General features: G+C 35.8%; 16 protein-coding genes. 10 read left to right on the top strand and 6 right to left on the bottom strand.

Annotated features, from left to right (window positions below):
• Positions 1-292 precede the first annotated feature (292 nt).
• The 9 genes from spoIID to ACTNDN_RS07970 all read left to right on the top strand — a co-directional run bounded on the left by spoIID (position 293) and on the right by ACTNDN_RS07970 (position 8,843).
• Complete coding sequence (spoIID, locus tag ACTNDN_RS08010) at positions 293-1,306, top strand: stage II sporulation protein D (protein ID WP_441131054.1); 1,014 nt, start codon at positions 293-295, stop codon at positions 1,304-1,306.
• A 292-nt stretch (positions 1,307-1,598) separates the two neighbouring features.
• Positions 1,599-2,438, top strand: coding sequence for a M23 family metallopeptidase (locus ACTNDN_RS08005; protein ID WP_031536705.1), 840 nt, complete (start codon positions 1,599-1,601; stop codon positions 2,436-2,438).
• Between the two features lie 828 nt (positions 2,439-3,266).
• Positions 3,267-3,539, top strand: a complete 273-nt coding sequence (gene spoIIID / locus ACTNDN_RS08000) for a sporulation transcriptional regulator SpoIIID (RefSeq protein WP_016204804.1) — start codon at positions 3,267-3,269, stop codon at positions 3,537-3,539.
• A 737-nt stretch (positions 3,540-4,276) separates the two neighbouring features.
• The gene (locus ACTNDN_RS07995) at positions 4,277-5,278 is read left to right on the top strand and encodes a rod shape-determining protein (protein ID WP_031536704.1); all 1,002 of its coding nucleotides are present in this window, start codon (positions 4,277-4,279) and stop codon (positions 5,276-5,278) included.
• Positions 5,279-5,633: 355 nt separating this feature from the next.
• Positions 5,634-6,449 (top strand): flagellar hook-basal body protein, encoded by an 816-nt coding sequence (locus tag ACTNDN_RS07990; RefSeq protein ID WP_048718896.1) that lies wholly within the window; start codon positions 5,634-5,636, stop codon positions 6,447-6,449.
• A 137-nt stretch (positions 6,450-6,586) separates the two neighbouring features.
• Positions 6,587-7,414 (top strand): flagellar hook-basal body protein, encoded by an 828-nt coding sequence (locus ACTNDN_RS07985; protein ID WP_031536702.1) that lies wholly within the window; start codon positions 6,587-6,589, stop codon positions 7,412-7,414.
• A gap of 14 nt (positions 7,415-7,428) precedes the next feature.
• Complete coding sequence (locus tag ACTNDN_RS07980; RefSeq protein WP_031536701.1) at positions 7,429-7,713, top strand: DNA-directed RNA polymerase subunit beta; 285 nt, start codon at positions 7,429-7,431, stop codon at positions 7,711-7,713.
• A gap of 208 nt (positions 7,714-7,921) precedes the next feature.
• Positions 7,922-8,359, top strand: a complete 438-nt coding sequence (gene fabZ, locus ACTNDN_RS07975) for a 3-hydroxyacyl-ACP dehydratase FabZ (protein WP_048717379.1) — start codon at positions 7,922-7,924, stop codon at positions 8,357-8,359.
• Between the two features lie 187 nt (positions 8,360-8,546).
• Complete coding sequence (locus ACTNDN_RS07970; protein WP_031536699.1) at positions 8,547-8,843, top strand: hypothetical protein; 297 nt, start codon at positions 8,547-8,549, stop codon at positions 8,841-8,843.
• A gap of 103 nt (positions 8,844-8,946) precedes the next feature.
• Here ACTNDN_RS07970 and ggt read toward each other — a convergent pair whose 3' ends face one another.
• From ggt to ACTNDN_RS07940, 6 genes are all read right to left on the bottom strand, one after another.
• Positions 8,947-10,527: a gamma-glutamyltransferase gene (gene ggt, locus ACTNDN_RS07965; RefSeq protein WP_031536698.1), complete on the bottom strand. Its 1,581-nt coding sequence runs from the start codon at positions 10,525-10,527 to the stop codon at positions 8,947-8,949.
• A gap of 106 nt (positions 10,528-10,633) precedes the next feature.
• Positions 10,634-12,175: a tripartite tricarboxylate transporter permease gene (locus tag ACTNDN_RS07960; RefSeq protein ID WP_441131053.1), complete on the bottom strand. Its 1,542-nt coding sequence runs from the start codon at positions 12,173-12,175 to the stop codon at positions 10,634-10,636.
• A 15-nt stretch (positions 12,176-12,190) separates the two neighbouring features.
• Positions 12,191-12,643, bottom strand: coding sequence for a tripartite tricarboxylate transporter TctB family protein (locus tag ACTNDN_RS07955; protein WP_048717374.1), 453 nt, complete (start codon positions 12,641-12,643; stop codon positions 12,191-12,193).
• A 19-nt stretch (positions 12,644-12,662) separates the two neighbouring features.
• Positions 12,663-13,649 carry a Bug family tripartite tricarboxylate transporter substrate binding protein gene (locus tag ACTNDN_RS07950; RefSeq protein ID WP_048717372.1) on the bottom strand — a complete coding sequence of 329 codons (987 nt, stop codon included), beginning with the start codon at positions 13,647-13,649 and terminating at the stop codon, positions 12,663-12,665.
• 111 nt (positions 13,650-13,760) lie between these two features.
• The gene (locus tag ACTNDN_RS07945) at positions 13,761-14,411 is read right to left on the bottom strand and encodes a GntR family transcriptional regulator (protein ID WP_031536694.1); all 651 of its coding nucleotides are present in this window, start codon (positions 14,409-14,411) and stop codon (positions 13,761-13,763) included.
• Positions 14,412-14,779: 368 nt separating this feature from the next.
• Positions 14,780-15,214 (bottom strand): YwpF family protein, encoded by a 435-nt coding sequence (locus tag ACTNDN_RS07940; RefSeq protein ID WP_048717370.1) that lies wholly within the window; start codon positions 15,212-15,214, stop codon positions 14,780-14,782.
• A 373-nt stretch (positions 15,215-15,587) separates the two neighbouring features.
• Between ACTNDN_RS07940 and ACTNDN_RS07935 the strand changes: the two genes are divergently transcribed.
• A complete protein-coding gene (locus tag ACTNDN_RS07935) occupies positions 15,588-19,382 on the top strand; it encodes a S8 family serine peptidase (RefSeq protein WP_048717368.1) in 3,795 nt (1,264 codons plus the stop codon).
• Positions 19,383-19,387 lie beyond the last annotated feature (5 nt).

Genomic DNA, 19,387 nt, shown 5'->3' with positions numbered 1-19,387 from the left:
AAAATTATACATAGCATGTAAAAAATATTTTAAAAACAAATCGAAATGGGTATTAGCTTCCTTTAAAAATGGCTAATGGAAAAGGTGTTATGTAATGGGGAAATAACAAGAGGTGCATAAATAACAGGATTGCTAAAATAGTATGCAAAACCGACATATTTAGAACAATTTTTTTAGTGAAAAGCTATCGATTTAAACAGAAAAAGAAGGAATAAAAGCTTGTCCACCTCCATAAGAATGTTTTAGAGACAGTTAGAAGGTCTTATTTCTATTTTATGGAGGCTTTTCATTCATGATTAAAATCAAACCTTTCATCGTACTAGGAGTTATTCTGTTTGCTATCACTTTACTTGTTCCCACAATCCTTGTTTTACCCTCTATTCAGGAAAAAAAGGATGAGCCAAACAGTAATGTAGAATCTGCAGAAGCCAAAGAGCCAGCTATAGAAGTAGCCGTATACAGGCAGAATAAGCAAGAAGTTGAGAAATTAGATTTAGAAGAATATGTAGTTGGGGTTGTTGCTTCTGAAATGCCGGCAAAGTTTGAAATGGAAGCATTGAAAGCACAAGCCTTAACAGCCAGAACATATATTGTAAAAAGAATGATGAATCAAGAAAAATCAGATTTACCAGACGGTGCCCTTGTTGGAGACACAATTGATTATCAAGTATACAACAATCAAGACGAGTTAAAGAAAATTTGGGAAAATGCCGGTTATGATTGGAAAAAGAATATGGAAAAAATCGAAGAAGCTGTAGCTGCTACAAAGGGACAAATTTTAACCTATAAAGGTGATCCGATTGATGCCACTTTCTTCTCCACAAGCAATGGCTACACGGAAAACTCAGATGCAATATGGCCAAATTCTATCTCCTATTTACAAAGCGTAGAAAGCCCGTGGGATGTTAATTCTCCTAAGTTTAATGGGGAAGTAACATTGACTGTAAAGGAGTTTGAGAAGATGCTAGGAGTGTCTTTAGGGACTGGTAGTGAAGTATTAGAAGATATTAAATATACAAAGGGAAAAAGAATAGCAAGTGCCAAAATCAACGGAAAAGAGATGTCAGGAACAGATATTAGAGAAAAGTTAAATCTTAAATCAACTGACTTTACTATGGAACGAAAAGGAGAGACCGTATATATTGCCACAAAGGGATATGGTCATGGTGTCGGAATGAGCCAATATGGAGCAAACGGAATGGCAGCCAACGGAAAAACATATGATGAAATCGTTAAATACTATTATAAAGGGGTTGAAGTCACTGCCTCAGATGATATGCTGACGAAATATACAGCTCAGAAATAAGGAAATCAGCGAAAGTAGCGAGGGTATTAGCCAAAATAATGATAAATCAGCCAAAGCAAAGAGGAAAAGCCAAACAAAAAATAAATCAGCCAAAGTAACGAGAATATCAGCCAAACCCAAACTAAGCAAGTCTCCATCCCGAGACTTGCTTTTTTCTACGCTACAAATAAAAAATAAATTTCCATGTATATAATAAAGAACTTTGTCGAAAAATAAGTCTAAAAAAATTTTTTTGCTAATAGGTATATATTTATCATTATCTGTTCAGAATGATTGCTGAGGTGATGATAAAATGAGAGAGGAAGAAAACAAACGTACTTCTCCAAAAAAGTCAAAAGTAAAAAGCTTTTTTAAAAAGCGTTGGGCATTTCCAGCCGTTTATATCGCAAGTGCTGCTATTATTCTAACAGGTGTTCTTTGGTATCAAAATAGCGCATCAGAAACAGATAAGTATAAATATGATGCTGATATGCCAACAAAGCAAATCGATGAACCTGCAGAACCAGTAGCAAAAGAATTTGAAAACTTTGCGTGGCCAGTAGTAGATGAAGAGTCATTTATTACACAAAAGGAATTCTACGATAATACGGCTAGTAAGGAAAAACAAGCTGAATCATTAGTGTTTTATAATAATCAATATCAGCCAAACACAGGTATTGATTTAAAAATGGAAGATGATAGCGAATTCGAAGTGGTAGCTGCCTTAAGCGGAACCGTTACGAAAGTGGCGGAAGATTCTCTATTAGGTAACACGATTGAAATTGATCACGAAAATGGGATTAAAACATATTACCAGTCTGTGAAGGATTTCCAAGTAGAAGTTGGAGATGAAGTGGAAAAAGGTCAACCATTAGCCACTGCTGGAAAAAGTAAGTTAAATCAAGATGCAAGTGTTCATGTTCACTTTGAAGTAAGAAAAGACAATGTTGCGGTAAACCCAATTGATTATTTTGGTAAGCCATTAAGTGCTTTGGAAAGTGATGATACTTCTGGTGCTACATCAGAAGCTGATTCAGAGGTGGAAGAGTCTGAATCTGCTGATGAAGAAATGCCAACAGATAACTCATTAGAAAATGGAATAAATTCTAATCAGGATGAAGATGCAGAAGGAACTACAGATCCAAACGCATAATTGAAAAACTGTGAAAATAGGGGTTGCTATAAATCGGTCTCTTACATGCATGAGATATCATCTTTTGCAAAGTAAGAAGTCCTTTATAGCACTCCTTTTTATGTCTATATAACTCTCTACGCGAAAAAAATATTTTTAGCATGGGAAATGTCGAAATGAGAAGCCGCGTTTATGTAAACAACTAAGCTTTAGATAAATTCCTCCTTCCTTTCATGATGGTGCTAGTTCCATTAATTCACCTATTCAAATCTTTATTAGGTAAAAAGTAATAGGTTTATTTCCATGTTTTAAGAAATGTTTGATGAAAGTTGCCAATTAGGTGCGGAAACTGACAAATTTCTCGGGAAATAATTGTCCTTAGGAAACAATCAGTTTTGGATAAATAAGCTTATTAAAGGGTAGTAGTATTTCATTCTCAAATAATCGATCCACATTTTAAATTCCTCATGTGCTCTCCATATAAACCTTCCTTTCATTCAGCAAAATAAAGAATTTTAGTTGAAAAACTCATTAAAATCAAAGAAATCATAAAAAAAATTAGACAAACCTTGTCCCTATTCATATTTTTCTGCATAAAGTATCATCCAAGCTAATAAAATGTTACAAACCTTACAAAGAGGAAGTTTGGAGTGAGGGGTCGTTTGAAGACAATGGATATGTAGTCGAGGACATGTTTAATCATAATAAGTACAGAAAGCCTTTGACTTTCTGCCGCATGAAGAATCGTATTTTGTAGGAAAGGAAACGTGCGGGATGAAGAATTTCGATGAAGCGAAAAGCGAGTCTCATTTCACACTTCTCACATCCAATTTAGGGAGGGCGAGTGGTGTGCACGATTACATCAAAGAGAGAACTATCAAGATTGGAAAGTATATCGTGGAGACGAGAAAAACGGTTCGCGTAATAGCGAAGGAGTTTGGCGTATCCAAAAGTACAGTCCATAAAGATTTAACAGAAAGACTTCCTGAAATTAACCCAGATTTAGCAAATGAAGTAAAAGAGATACTTGATTATCATAAATCAATTCGACATTTGCGTGGTGGGGAAGCAACTAAAATGAAGTATAAAAAAGAAGAGTTAGAAGGGGAAACTGTACAGTAAAAAGCAAATGGGGCAATTTTTCAGCACTGTTAGCATGGCAAAAAAATAAGGATAAAAATGCCCTAGTGATTTTTAAAACAGAAAGGAAAGTTTGTGAAATGCAGCTACAACAGTCTATCGATGGAGGTGACTTCATCGATAGAAAAAAAGATTTGTATAAAAAGAGACGCTGATTGAAATGCTAAGAAAAGGTACATAATAGCTTTAAAGGACTTTGAAATCAATGTCCTTTTTCTTTTGTAAAGAAAACATAACCAGCTTGAAAATGGTGTGGTGGTCGTTTAAGAGCTGCCTAACATAATTATAAATTCTTTTTGTGAAAAAAAACTCATTTTTTTGACAAAAAGTTACTTATTTCTGCATCCTTGTGATAGAATAAAAAATTAGAGTGGTATAAATAGATAGAGAAAAAACATACAAAATTTTAACCAAAAACATACATAATTCGTCTATTGAAAAAGAAAAAATGGTTGATTTAATATAGAGCGATAAGTAAGACATATTTAAGCGATAAAAATAATGGCTGGCATTTTTCGGAAAGCTGTGCGAATAAAACCAATTTTAAACAGGAATAAAGAAAAAATGAATATTTATTGGCCAGTAGTGTCATTTAATGAAACTTAAGTATGAAGATATCGTTACATATAGTGTGAAAGCCAGCTCTTAGTCTCTATAAGGAAAATGAAATGATTAAATCAAATAAAAGGATAAGCTAAGACAAAGGAGGAGCGTATTTAATGTTTGCTAGAGATATTGGTATAGATTTAGGAACAGCGAATGTTCTAATTCATGTAAAAGGAAAAGGTATTGTATTAAACGAGCCTTCTGTTGTGGCATTAGATCGCAATACAGGCAAAGTATTAGCAGTTGGAGAAGAAGCACGTCGCATGGTTGGACGTACACCTGGGAATATCGTGGCTATCCGACCATTAAAAGACGGCGTTATTGCTGATTTTGACGTAACGGAAGCGATGTTAAAGCACTTTATCAATAAATTAAATGTAAAAGGATTTCTTTCAAAGCCAAGAATTCTTATTTGCTGTCCGACAAATATTACAAGTGTGGAACAAAAGGCAATTAAAGAAGCAGCAGAGAAAAGCGGAGGAAAGAAAATCTATCTAGAAGAAGAACCAAAAGTTGCAGCGATTGGTGCTGGAATGGATATTTTCCAACCGAGCGGAAATATGGTTGTTGATATTGGTGGCGGTACAACGGATGTAGCTGTACTTTCAATGGGTGATATCGTTACATCTTCCAGTATAAAAATGGCTGGAGATAAATTTGATAATGAAATCCTTCAATATATTAAACGCAGATATAAGCTGTTAATCGGAGAACGTACTGCTGAAAATATAAAAATCAATATCGGAACTGTTTTCCCTGGATCTAGAAAAGAAGAAATGGATATTCGTGGCCGCGATATGGTTTCTGGACTTCCTAGAACGATTACTGTTTATTCAGATGAAATTGAACAAGCATTAAGAGAATCGGTGTCTGTAATTGTTCAAGCTGCGAAAAGTGTCCTAGAAAGAACACCTCCTGAGCTTTCAGCAGATATTATTGATCGTGGGGTTATTTTAACAGGTGGTGGAGCATTGCTTCATGGGATTGATTTACTGTTGGCGGATGAACTTAAAGTTCCTGTATTAGTGGCGGAAAATCCAATGGATTGTGTAGCAATAGGTACTGGGATTATGTTAGATAACATTGATCGTCTCCCAAAAAGAAAATTAAGCTAACAAATATGGGGGGGCATAAACAAGAGCGAAAAGTTCTTGTTTATGCATAGGAAAATGAAATCTAGTTATTTCATACCCGTTGTACGAAACATTAAACCTAAAAAATCGGAAATGAGAAAATTTTTTCTTGTTCCGATTTTTTTGCTTTAAGGAAGGAATTGTTGAAAGTGAATGTCCTTTAAAACTCCCCCTATATCTACCAGTAGATTGTTATGATGGAAACCCGATATAATAAATGATGAATACAAACATTTTTAGACTTTTTTCAACAAAATTTAATGTAATATTTCCATATTTTTTTTATAATAGAATATATATATGAGAATCGAAAATATTGTATAGATTGGAGACAAGTATGTTTAAAGGATTCTATACAGCTGCCTCTGGTATGCTTGCACAACAGCGTAAGACAGAAATGCTTTCCAATAACATGGCAAATAGTACGACACCAGGTTTTAAAACAGATCAATCGTCTATGAGAGCCTTCCCGGAATTATTACAGCAAAGTGTTAGCAAGAATGCAGTTGGTGTTGTAGACAAAGAAGAAGTAGGCTATTTAGCAACAGGAGTCTATATGCAGGAAGCGACACCAAAATTTACACAGGGAGACCTTAATCAAACGGAACTAAGTACGGATTTGGCATTATTAAATGTCAATGTACCAGGGAATGGTACAAATCCTAGTGGCGGCATATTCTTTACTATCCAAAATGCAAATGGCGAAATAGCATATTCACGGAATGGAAATTTCACTTTAGACGGACAAGGCTATTTAACCACTGCTAGCGGATTACGTGTTTTAAATGAAAATAATGAACCCATTCAACTAACTAGCACAGATTTCTCCGTTACATCTGATGGGGTGATTACTGGGAGTAACGGGGAAGCATATCGTCTTGGAATAAGCTACACAGATACACCAGAACAGCTTTCCAAAGAGGGCGATGGCTTATATCGAGCGCAAGACGGTGCAGAACTTCCGAGTGCATACGCAAATAATGAAGTGAATTTCCAGATAAAACAAGGATTCTTAGAGAATTCCAACGTTGATACAGCCCAAACCATGACAGATATGATGACAGCATATCGTGCTTTTGAAGCAAATCAGAAAATGCTGCAGGCATATGATAAAAGCATGGACCAAGCTGCAAATGAAATTGGAAAAATATAAGATTAGATTATTTTGGAATTTCTCTAAAATAAATGCTTTTTTCAATAGGGGAATATAAACCATTTTGATTGTAAGCTACATGCAAAAGCTTTCCGAAAGCAGCTTTTCGATAGAAAGGGTAGTAAAGGGGAATCGCTATGAATAGAACGATGATAACGGCTAGTAATACATTAACACAGCTACAAAAGCAAATGGATCTCATTAGTAATAATATGGCCAATGTTGATACAACTGGCTATAAAAAACAAAATGGAACCTTTACGGATATGCTTTTTCAGCAATTTAATAACCAAGCTGATGAAACGCAAGAAGTCAATCGTCAAACTCCAAACGGAATCAGACAAGGTGTAGGGGCAAAAATTGCTCAAACACAGTTAGTGATGACACAGGGAACCATAAAAGCATCCGATCGTGTTTTAGATACGGCGTTAACAAAAGAAGGACAATTATACAGAGTGCTAGTGCAAGACGGTGGAGAAACGGAAGTTCGCTATACAAGAGATGGAGCTATGTACTTATCTCCAGTATCTGATAATGAAAATATGCTCGTTACAAAAGATGGCCATGCTATCCTTGATGAGAATAATAACCCAATTTTATTAAATAATAATAGTAAAGAATATTCTTTTTCATCAACAGGAACGCTAACAGTTCAGTTGAATAACGGTGGACAGGAAATGGTGAATCTCGGTATATCCTATGCCAACAATCCGCAAAGTCTTGAAAAAACGGGGGATAATGTATACCGACTTTCTGACTCAGCGGACGAAAACCAAGCAATTTTAGACCTAGACGGTGCTAGAAGAAATGAAATTGGGATGAAGCAAAATGCCTTGGAACAATCGAATGTAGATATAAGCAAAGAAATGGTTAATCTGATTGCTACACAGCGCTCCTATCAATTTCAGTCCAGATCCATCTCTTTAGCAGATCAGATGATGGGATTAGTGAATGGAATACGTTAAAAAGGAGAAAAATGATGGCATTAAATAGCAGTAGTCAGGAAATGGTTAAGACAAGAGAACAGGTAAAAGAATTACGGAAAGAGAAGAAGAATTCAGAAGAGAATGCTTCTCCTAAACGACAAGTTAGAGTTCGTCTGTTTCCTATATGGCTGCGCATAATTGCCATCGTTTTAATAATGGTTGTCAGTGTTCTAGCAGGCGCGCTTGTCGGGTATAGTGTAATGGGAGACGGTAAAGCAAGCGATACCTTTAAAAAGGAAACTTGGACACATATTGTCAATTTAATAAATGAAGAGTAAACAAGCGTGGGATTTGTAAAAAATAGCAATTATATTTCCATTCTTTGATTGTGGCTTACCTAAAATACGCTTTAAAACTTTTTAGAGTGACAGGCTATTAACACATTCTCTAAAAAACATCTTATAAAAAAGGAAGGGATATCCCTTCCTTTTTTATAAGATTATTTAGTACAATAATATATAACCACATATTAGTAGGAGGTCACAAATGTTAGATATCAATCAAATTAAAGAAATTATTCCGCACCGATATCCTTTTTTATTAGTAGATAGAATTTTAGAAGTGGAAGAAGGCAAAAAAGCAGTTGGGATTAAAAATGTTTCTGCCAATGAAGAGTACTTTAATGGACATTTTCCGGAATACCCAGTAATGCCAGGTGTGCTGATTGTAGAGGCGTTAGCGCAGGTTGGGGCTGTTGCTATGTTGATTAAAGAAGAAAACAAAGGGAGACTGGCATTCTTCGCTGGAGTTGATAGCTGTCGCTTTAAAAAACAAGTATATCCAGGAGATCAACTGCGACTTGAGGTAGAAATGACAAGAGTGCGCGGAAACTTCGGAAAGGGAAAATGTGTAGCTACTGTTGATGGTGAAATTGCCTGTGAAGCGGAAATCATGTTTGCCCTTGGGGATAAAAAGGAAGTATAAAAGGAGAAAGAGAAGAAGATTCTGTAAACTTACGGGAGGTCTTCTCTTTTTTTACAAATGATTCTTTACAACTTTGCTTATTATTGGAATTAGGGGATAAGCCGCAATAATTTTCTTTTCTTGGATAACCTAATTATTGACCTATTAAAGGTCATGATGATACTTATCAAGAAAAGGGGTATAACGAATGAATAAATGGATTAAGTTATTAGGTATTTCAGCGCTATCCGCAATGCTTTTAACAGCTTGTGGTGACAATGATGATCAAAGTCCAGCACCAGATGATGATACAACAATTGAAGATACTGATTTAGATACGGATGACGTTGTTCCAGATACTGATTTAGATAACGACAACGAAACAGATGTACCAGATGAGAATACAGATGATGACCTAGATCCAACTACAGATGATAATGATCCTGGTGAAGATATGATCGAAGATAAAGATGATGCAAATGATGAAGACGACATAGACGAATAAGGCTATAGTGTATGTTAAAGGTTCGTTCTTACCGAATAAGTTACTTATTTTAGAATGTAGCTTGTGGTAAGAACGAACTTGAAATTAATTTTTCGCGGTAGTTTTAACGCCCAATAGCAGCTCCATCACTTCTTGGATCGACTCCACCATGTAAGAAACCTTGGCTGTCGATAAGAATGGCATTAGCGTGTCCCATAATATCATCAAAGTCTTCTACACAATTCACAAGGTGACCGGAATGTTTCAGTTTATCTCTTACTTCCTGTGAGACTCGACCTTCTATCTTTAACTCTTCTGTTGTATCTCCCCAAGTTCTTCCCCATACAAATCTTGGCTCATTAATGGCTGTTTGAGGGTCTATTCCATAATCAAGCATTCTTGTAATGATGGCTGTTTGCGTTTGTGGTTGTCCTTCTCCACCCTGTGTCCCGTATAAAACAATAGGTTTACCACCTTTAAAGGCCATAGCTGGCATTAGCGTATGAAAAGTGCGTTTTTTAGGTTCTAAACAATTAACATTATTTTCGTTTAAGGAAAAGAAAGAGCCTCTATTCTGCAAAATAATACCAGTATCTTTCGCTACAATTCCCGATCCGAATTCAAAATAAATACTTTGGATAAAAGAAACGGCATTTCCACTCTCATCAACAACAGCTGCATAGGCAGTATCATTGCCAACGCTTTGGGTCGTTATAGCATTTGTTTGGTCCAAATAAATTTTATCTGCTAGTTCTTTTGCATAAGTTTTACTTAATAAGTGGTCCAGGGGAATTTCATTGAAATTAGGGTCTGTTAAATATTTATTTCTATCTTGAAAGCTTTGTTTTAGTGATTCAATAAGTAAATGATAATACTGGTACGAATTATGTGGGATAGAAGGTAGTTCAAAGTTTTCAAGAATATTTAACGCCATTAATCCAACAAATCCTTGTGAATTAGGGGGAACCTGGTACATGGTATATTCTCGATAAGTAGAAGAAATGGGATTGGCCCAATTACCATAATGGTTGGAAAAATCTTCTTTTGTTAATAATCCGCCTTTGCTTTGTAGGCTGGAGACAATTTTTTCTGCTAGTTTACCTTCATAGAATTCATTACGACCTTTTTGGGCAATTTCTTTTAATGTATGGGCAAGATCCTTCTGAATAAATTTCTCATTCATTTTTGGTGCTTCATTTCCTTTGAGGAAAATAGCAGCAATATCCTCATCTAGTTGGAGAATTTCCTTATTTTTTATTGTATTCTTAATTTGGTCATTGGAAGCAGGAAATCCAAATTCTGCATAATGAATCGCAGGAGCCAAAACTTCAGATAATTCCATTGAACCGTATTTTTCCAATACGGCAGCCCAGCTATCTACCATTCCTGGAACAGTTAGAATACTTCTTATCCCTCTAAAAGGAATAGCATCCTCGCCAGAAAAATTATTGCGAGTAATGTTTGCTCCTGAACGGCCACTTCCATTATAAGCATCTATCCTTTTCTCTTTAGACTCATACATTAGCCAAAAGGAATCTCCCCCTAATCCAGTCATATGTGGATAAACAACCGCTAAACAAGCACTAACAGCCACTGCTGCATCAAAGGCATTTCCTCCTTTTTCTAATATAGAATTTCCAGCAGAACTTGCTAGATAATGAGGACTTACAACCATGGATTTTGTCCCAATTATTGACTGTTTCATGTAGTTACCTCCTATGTGGATTCAAGTCTATATAATTAGTGGATGAATAATGAACTTAATAGTTAATTAGAATTCCTTTCTATTAAGGAAACTCACCAATGATAAATCAAAGATGAGTTTGTGATTCTTCCTGATTAGAAGGAGTAGTTTTTTCCTTTCCATTTTTCCTTAATTGAATGATGGTAAAAAAGATGGAACCAACAGCAAGGATTAAGAAAACAAGTGATATTGGTCTTGTAAAAAACGGTAATATGCTCGCATCCATTTGATAAGCTCTTGTCATTTCTTTCTCCAAGGTTGGCCCTAGAATTAGTCCTAGAATAATTGGTGAAAGAGGAACATCTATTTTATGAAAAATAAACCCGATTAATCCAAAAATGAAAACAAGAATAATATCAAATAGCTGATTATTAAGAGCAAAGGCGCCAACTGTACTGATAACTAAAATACAAGGTACCATTAAAGATTTAGGAATTGCCGTTATTTTTGTAAAGATGGGTAATAGTAATGTTTGAATAAAAAAGATGGAAATGGCACTAAGGATAATCACAACATAGATGGAATTGACCAAAATAGGCTGTTGTGTAAACAATGCCGGTCCTGGGTTAATCCCATGCAATATTAATGCGCCAATCATTACTGCCTGTGCCACATCTCCAGGAATCCCTAAAGTGATGGTTGGGATAAAGGCTCCGCCAGCAACAGCATTATTACAGCTTTCTGAAGCTACAATCCCACCTGGATGCCCTTTTCCATATTTAGCTTTGTTTTTTCCGAACTTTTTAGCTTGATCATAACTAATAAATGTAGCAGATTCAGCTCCAGCAGCAGGAAGGCAGCCAATAAAGCAACCAATGACTGCGGAGCGAAGCACATTCCATTTTTCTTGGAATATATCAATAAATACTTGCCCGTACGGAATACGGATTAATTTCTTCATGTTGGAAGCAGCTTGTTTAGTAGGAACAGTGCTTTTTATTTCTTCCACATTAATCAGTAGCTGGGAAATTGCGAATAGGCCAATCAGAACAGGTAAGGTTGAAAATCCTGAAGAAAGCTCAGGGATTCCAAAATCAAAACGAACCGTTCCAGTTGGAGATACACCAACCGTTCCAATTAAAAGGCCAAGACAGCCAGCGATTAACCCTTTTAGCATAGATTTACCACTTAAGCCAGCAATAAGAGTCAGTGCGAAAACAACGAGAGAGAATATTTCCCATGGTCCGAAAAGAAGACTCCCCTTAGCAATGATTGGTCCTAATAGAAATAAAATAATCGCACCAATAATGGTTCCAATAACAGAAGAGACGATGCCTACTCCTAGTGCTCGTGGTGCTTCTCCATTCTTTGTCATTGGATAGCCATCAAAGGTGGTGACGACAGAGGAAGGAGTACCAGGAATTCCTAAAAGTATGGAAGAAATCAACCCTCCGGAAAGTCCGCCAATATAAATGCCGATCATGACGGCTAAACCTTGAATTGGTTCCATCCCAAAGGTGAATGGAAAAGCTAAAATAAGGGCCATTGTAAAGGTGAATCCTGGGATTGCACCAGCTATAATCCCAACCAAAACGCCAATAACGATAGATAGAATCATCATAGGATGTAATACTTCTTGAAAAGCTGCTAAAACCATTGAAATATCCAACTTAATCACGCTCCATTATGGTAGATAAATATGTAATACTTGTTCAAACACAAGAAGTACGATGACAGGAAATGCCACTGACAAAATAATATTTGTTGCCATGTATTTTTTTTGGAAAGGGCGTAAGATAATCGTGGAAATGAATAAAAAAACAATTGAACAAATTAAAAACCCTACTATATTTAAGAAAATGACATAAAGAAGGAATAAGAACAGTATCAATAAAACACGAAAATGCTTTGAAATATAGGTCCTTATAGTTTCTAAAGAGAAGGAATCCTTATCTTTATTTAGGAAACTTTTTATCAGTAAGCATAAAGCTAAAATCATCATTAACCCAATGATAACTCTAGGGAAAAACGAGGGGGCAAAAGTCTGCACCCCTGATTTTTCGGAAAATTCATTGGAGTTTATAAAAAAGATACTGCCTACAATTAAAATAAATATGGAGAATAATCGATTAACCAATTTTATTCAGCCCCCTCTATTAAAACTCCATTTTAGGAGCAAGTTTACCCATTTCACTATCTAATTCATTAACATGGTTAGAGTACTCCTCAGAAGTCATGTAATGAGGGAAACTTCCTAATTCCTCAATTTTTTTCTGCAATTCTGGATCCTCTAGTGCTTTTTTAAATGCTTCATTAATAACTTTGATTCGTTCAGGATCTGTTCCCTTAGGAGCAAGAATACCTCTGTCCACTGTAACCGAGAAATCAATGCCTTGTTCTTTTAAAGTTGGTACATCTGGCAAGAAAGGATTACGTTCATCAAAAACCATTCCAAGGGGTACAAGGGTTCCATCATCATAATATCCTTTTCCTGATGCATAGTCGGCAATCATCCCATCGGCTTGATTAGCTAGGATTGCAGCATATTGAGGTCCAGTTCCATCATAATGGATATAATTTAATGATTTAGGATCCACACCAGCGGCATCCAGAATGGCAGCTATAGAATAATGGTCTTCTGAGGCAACAGTATAAGCCCAGTTCACTTTATTTCCTGCTTTTACGTATTCAATAAAATCATTCATATTTTTGATATTATGTTCTTCACTAAATTTTTTACTTATAGATGGAATATGGGGAGTAGAAGTCATTAGTACAACCGGATCAAAAGCAGAGAATCCATAATCTACAACTCCCGTATGTTGAGCTGTTGCAACAACTTGGTGTGTGCCTAATATCGTATAACCATCTGGTTCAGCATCCTTTACAAAACGAGAACCAACAGTAGAAGTAGCACCAGCCATATTTGTAGGAACAATAGTCTGGCCTAAATGTTTCTCCGCGTATTGAGCAACTAAACGAAATAATACATCTGTTCCACCACCTGGAGGATAAGGAATTACTAATTTTACAGGCTTTGTTGGGAATTCCTCTGCTTCTGATGAAGAGCTGCTAGAAGAACTACATGCTGCTAAACTGAATAATAAAATAATAGAAATAATGCTAATTAAATATTTTTTCACTTTGTTTCCTCCTATTGTTAAAAGAACCCTAATTATTTTATTTGGTATTTCAATGTATGATCTAACTTAAAATTAAGAGTTTTCAGAAAATTTTCTGTAAAAAAATTAATATTACTCTAATTTAGCCATCTCCTCTATAATGGCATCGCAAGTTATTTGGATATGTTCTAAAATAAGAGCAGTTAGTTCATCCAATTTCTTTTCTTTTATTAATTCTAACATTTTATAGTGTTCTGCTTGGGCAGAGGAAAGGTGTTCAGACGAAGAATAGATATTCATATAAGATTCTACTCTACCCCAAAGCTGGTGTAGTAATTCCCATAGCGGTTTAGAATGAGCATGAGAATATAATTCAAAATGAAACTTCTTATTTAATCGTCTCCATTCAAAAGGAGAATGAATATTCTCGTCCATTTCTTTGATGATGTTTTCAAGCAATACTAAATCTGGAGGACAAATATTTGGTGTAGCCCATTCAATTGCTTGTTTTTCCAGTAATTTTCTAATGGCAAATATTTCGATTAATTCTTTGGTAGAAAGCTGATTCACGATGATGCTTCTTCTATCAAATTGAACAAAGCCTTCTGTTTCGAGCTTGGATAAAGCTTCTCTAACAGGCATTGTACTAACTCCATATAATTCAGCTAATTTTCTTATGGACAGCTTTTGCCCAGGTGCAAATTCTCCTCTAATGATCTGGTTGCGAATAGCTTTATACACTTCTTGAGCTACAGTAGGGACGACAATTGCAGAATTCTTCAACCCGATATACACCTCCTCCAAGCAAATGATATTTGTGATCACATATTTGATATCTCATAGCTGCATTCTATCTATTAAAAAAGGCATAAACAAGTAACTTGTCAGATTTTATAACAAGGTTTATTTTAGACTAAATGCAAGATAGGAGGGGAAAAGGCTTAATAACGCGTATGGAAACGTTTGTATTTTAGTAGAATTTTTTTTGTGGGCTTATAGGCTCGTTCAAGTCCATCTTGTTCTAAATATTATTCAAAGCAATAATTGCATGAGTAATATTATTAAAATAGCAAAAAGAACTTTGCAGGAAAGTTCTTTTTGGCAAAATAATCTATTTTCGTTATAGAAAATGCTAGATGAACCTTTCACAGCTACAATTTCTTCTCCAAAAAAGTCTGAGGCTTGCTTTGCATCAGTTCGGTAAATTTATTCGATAAGTTATTTCCTTCGTACCCTTCCCCAATTAAATATTGGAGCAATAGTTCTGCATAGTCTTTTCTATCTCGTTTTAATGTTCCTTCTAATAAGATACTTGTTTTGTCCCCCAAATTTTGGATCGACAAAATGGTGACTTCAAAAGGAGCGGGATCATTTTCTTTTTTGGTGATTACCGCTTGGACAAGCAAATCTTCCTTCTTTTGAAAGGCTTCATCAAGAAAGTCGATAGAGGACCAATCTGTATAGACTTCAATTAGCCAATGATTATTATCATCTTCCTTATTGATAATCAACCCATCCAATAATTTAATTGGTATCAGCTTTTCCCTCGTCAGAATTTGTAAAGAAATCAACTTAAATGTTTTCACGCTAAATCCTCCTCCGGCAAATGCTTGATTTTCTTTTATTATACCTTACCTTGAACATTTCATCTAAATACTTAAGGAAATGAACCTAGCATTTATATTACAAAAACTTTCCCGGCGAACTCGACTGTAAGAATCAATCTTTAATAACATCTTCCTTAAATTATATTGAAAAAAGATTGTTCGCTATTGTTCACTATTTTTTCGTCTGTCCTTGACGAAAAATGAATAATTTTGCGATATTAAATGACTAAATTACTAGCATGAAAAAGAAGATACGGTACTATTTTCACTTAAAAAAAGAAAGAATATTATGATATTTTTATATAGTTCGATATATTCAAAAAATAAAAAAGGTTCAGAGGGGAGTTTTAACGTGAAGCAAAGTAAATTATTTGTTCTAGTCATTATGCTCTTTATGCTATTTTCAAATAGTATTTCAGCAGCAACAGTGCCAGACAAAGTAATCACCACGAAAGGGAAAGAAAATCAGCAAAATGTACAGACCATTAAGGTGGACGAGCTAGAGACCGTTTATAAAGAATCAGATACGGTCCGTGTCGTTGTTGAGATGAATACAGAGCCGACTGTTCAATATGCACAGGCGCAAGCAAAGCAAGTTAAGGAATTGCCGAAAACAACGAAAGAAAAATTAAAGAGTGAAAAATTAGCAGAACAGAAAAAAGTAAAAGATAAAGTGAAAGCAAAAAAAGTGAAATTTAAAGAGTTCGAGAATTTCACTACCATTTTTAATGGTTTTAGTGGAGAAATGAAATATGGAGATATAGAAAAAATCGAAGAACTTCCAGAGGTAGCGAAAGTACATATTGCGACCACCTATGAAAGGCCAGAAGAAGAAACAGACATGATTTATAGTAAAGAGCTTGTCCAAGCACAAGACGCATGGCGTGATTATGGATTTAAAGGGGAAGGAATGGTCGTTGGTGTTATTGATACCGGCATTGATCCAAATCATAAAGATATGATTCTTTCTGATGAAACAGAAGAGGAATTAACAAAAGAAGAAATTGCTCAATTTAAAGAAGAAAATGGACTTCAAGGGAAATTTTATAGTGAAAAGGTTCCTTATGGCTATAACTATATGGATGAAAATGATATTATCCAAGATATTGCAGAAGGTGCAAGCATGCACGGGATGCACGTTGCTGGTACTGTAGGAGCAAATGGAGATGAAGATAATAATGGCATAAAAGGGGTTGCTCCTGAAGCACAGCTTCTAGCATTGAAAGTTTTCGGAAATGACCCTAGTGTCTCTACTACTTGGGGAGATATTTATATTAAAGCAATAGATGATGCGATTGTGTTAGGTGCAGATGTCCTTAACATGAGTTTAGGATCTCCAGCAGGATTCGTGGCCGAAGATGCACCAGAACAGCAGGCAATTGAGCGTGCAGTGGAAAATGGTATCATGATGTCCATTTCCGCAGGGAACTCTGCACATTTAGGTAATGGCTTTGCAAATCCATCTAGCTCTAATCCGGATATCGGTGTTACAGGATCACCTGGTGTCGCATATGACAGCTTACAAGTTGCCTCTGTTGAAAATAGCTTTATAGATATTGATGCCTTTTCCTATCAATATAGCGAGACGACTGGACAGGCTGGGTTCTTATCTGCAAGCAGTGTCCATCCAAATACAGTAGAAGAAAAAACATTCCAGATTGTTTATGCAGGATTAGGAACACCAGAAGAACTAGCAGCAGTTAATGTAGAGGATAACTATGCATTAATTCAAAGAGGCGAAATTGGCTTCGTTGATAAAGCGATCAATGCACAAGAGGCAGGGGCAGCTGGTGTTATTATTTATAATAACACAGATGGATTTGTGAGCATGGCAACAGATACAAGCATTAAAATTCCTCAGCTTTTCTTATTAAAAACGGATGGGGATAAATTAGCAGAAGTGCTTCAAGATGGAGAAAATATCTCCATTACATTTGAAGGCAAGAAAACAACTTCAGCTAACCCAGAGGCTGGAAAAATGAGTAGTTTTACTTCTTGGGGATTAACCTCAAACTTAGATTTTAAGCCGGAAATTACAGCTCCAGGTGGGCAAATTTACTCGACACTAGAGAATAATCAATATGGAATGAAGAGTGGAACATCAATGGCGGCACCGCATGTTTCTGGCGGTTCAGCACTCGTATTAGAACGGGTAGATAATGAATTCGACGTATCTGGATTTGAGCGAGTAAACATGGCGAAAAATCTATTGATGAACACTGCGAAGCCAGTAACGGATAGTGGTACAGTAAATAGTGCTTTTGATTGGGATGTACCATATTCTCCGCGTCGACAAGGTGCAGGTCTGATGCAACTGCACGCAGCATTACAATCACCAGTGATTGTAACAGAGAAGAAGACACAAGAAGGGAAAGTGGCCTTAAAAGAAGTAGGAAATACTTTCACCTTTACGTTAGAGGCAAAAAACTATAGTGATAAAAAGGTTAAATATGATGTTGCTGCAAATATTCAAACAGACTTTGCTGCTTATGGGGAGCTAGGTTACTCTGCTAATCTATTAGAAGCCCAGAAAATCTTAGATGCAACCATCAAAGTAAATGATAAGGAACAAACAACAATTACTATTCCAGCAAACAAAAGTAAAAAAATCAAAGTTTCTGTTGATTTAACAAATGCAAAAGTAATAGATCCTTCTCTAACAGGCAGTTGGGAAACACCTGTTGCGATTGATCGTGTGTTTGAAAACGGCTATTTCGTTGAAGGGTTTGTAACCTTAACAGATCCTGCGGAAACGAATGCAACATTAACCGTTCCTTATGTAGGATTTAAAGGGGATTGGAATAAAGCGCCGATTCTAGATGGCATGAAATATGATGAAACATCTTTTTATGGCATGGCTGGAGCGGTGACAAAAGAAGGCGAAGATTTCCTATACCTAGGTTATGATCCGATAAAAAATGCATTCACAAAAGAGGGGATTGCTATTTCACCAAATAGTGATGGGATACAGGAAGAAATTATTCCGATTCTGTCCTTCTTAAGAAATGCAAAAACCGTTCAGTATTCTATTGTGGACAGTAATGGAAAAACAGTTAGAACACTACTGACACAAGAGGAAATCAGAAAAAATTACTATGATAGTGGTAAAGGAACAAGCTATTTGCTTGATTCTAAATGGGCGTGGGATGGAAAAGTAAATGGAAAATTAGCAGAGGGGCAATATTACTATCGTATTAGTGCTACCCTGGATTATCCAGGTGCAAAACCACAAGTTGTAGATATACCAGTAATCGTTGATACAGTGAGTCCATCTGTTGAAGTAGCCTTAGTAGAGGATAATAAAGCATTGGAATTTGCTGCATCAGATAATAAAAATGGCTCAGGTGTTTCTTATTTAGATATTTTAGTAGATGGAAAGTCTGTTCTAGGTACGCCATTAAGTGGAGATACAACAGAATTTACATTGCCAAATGAAGTAGAGATTGGCACAGCTGTAACAGTAGTTGCATATGACTATGCAGGCAATAAGCAAGAAACAAGTGTGACAGCAGAAGAAGGGAAGAAGGATACAACAATTCCAGTAGTCACTTTACAGACACCTGAAGCATTAGAGGTGTACGGAGCAAAGGAAGTAGCATTTAGTGGAACAATAAAGGACGAGTCAGGCATAAAAGAGTTTACGATTGATGGACAAAAAGTGGACGTCTTCTATGATGAAGAAAAGGAAGTATACACCTTTAATACATCGATTTCCTATGATAATGGTGTTCATTCTGTTGAAATGAAAGCTACAGATGATGCTGATAATACAGCAGTATTTAAGCGCAGCTTCATTGTTGACGCAGAAGCTCCTAGCATTTCATTCAACGGTCTTTCTGGAAATCGGATTGTAAACAGCAATGGGAAAAATCCAACTGTTCATGTAACAGTAAAGGATAACTTTGATGAAATTCAGCTAGCATTAAATGGAAGTGAATTGTATTATCAAACATTTAAACAGCCTTATGCAATGAGAAGTCTAGAAAAAACAGTGAAAAAAGTGGAATTAAATTTAGAAGAAGGCTTAAATGAGTTTGCGTTTACAGCAACAGATTTAGCTGGCCATAAAACAACCAAAACTGTTTACTTCTATAAAATGAGCAAAGAAGAAAAACGAAAGGATATTAAGATTCCTGGGGATAAATAAGCAAA

The sequence above is a fragment of the Niallia sp. HCP3S3_B10 genome (assembly GCF_052064465.1).
Lineage (GTDB): Bacteria > Bacillota > Bacilli > Bacillales > Cytobacillaceae > Niallia > Niallia hominis.
This window is presented reverse-complemented; position numbering and strand designations above follow the sequence as displayed.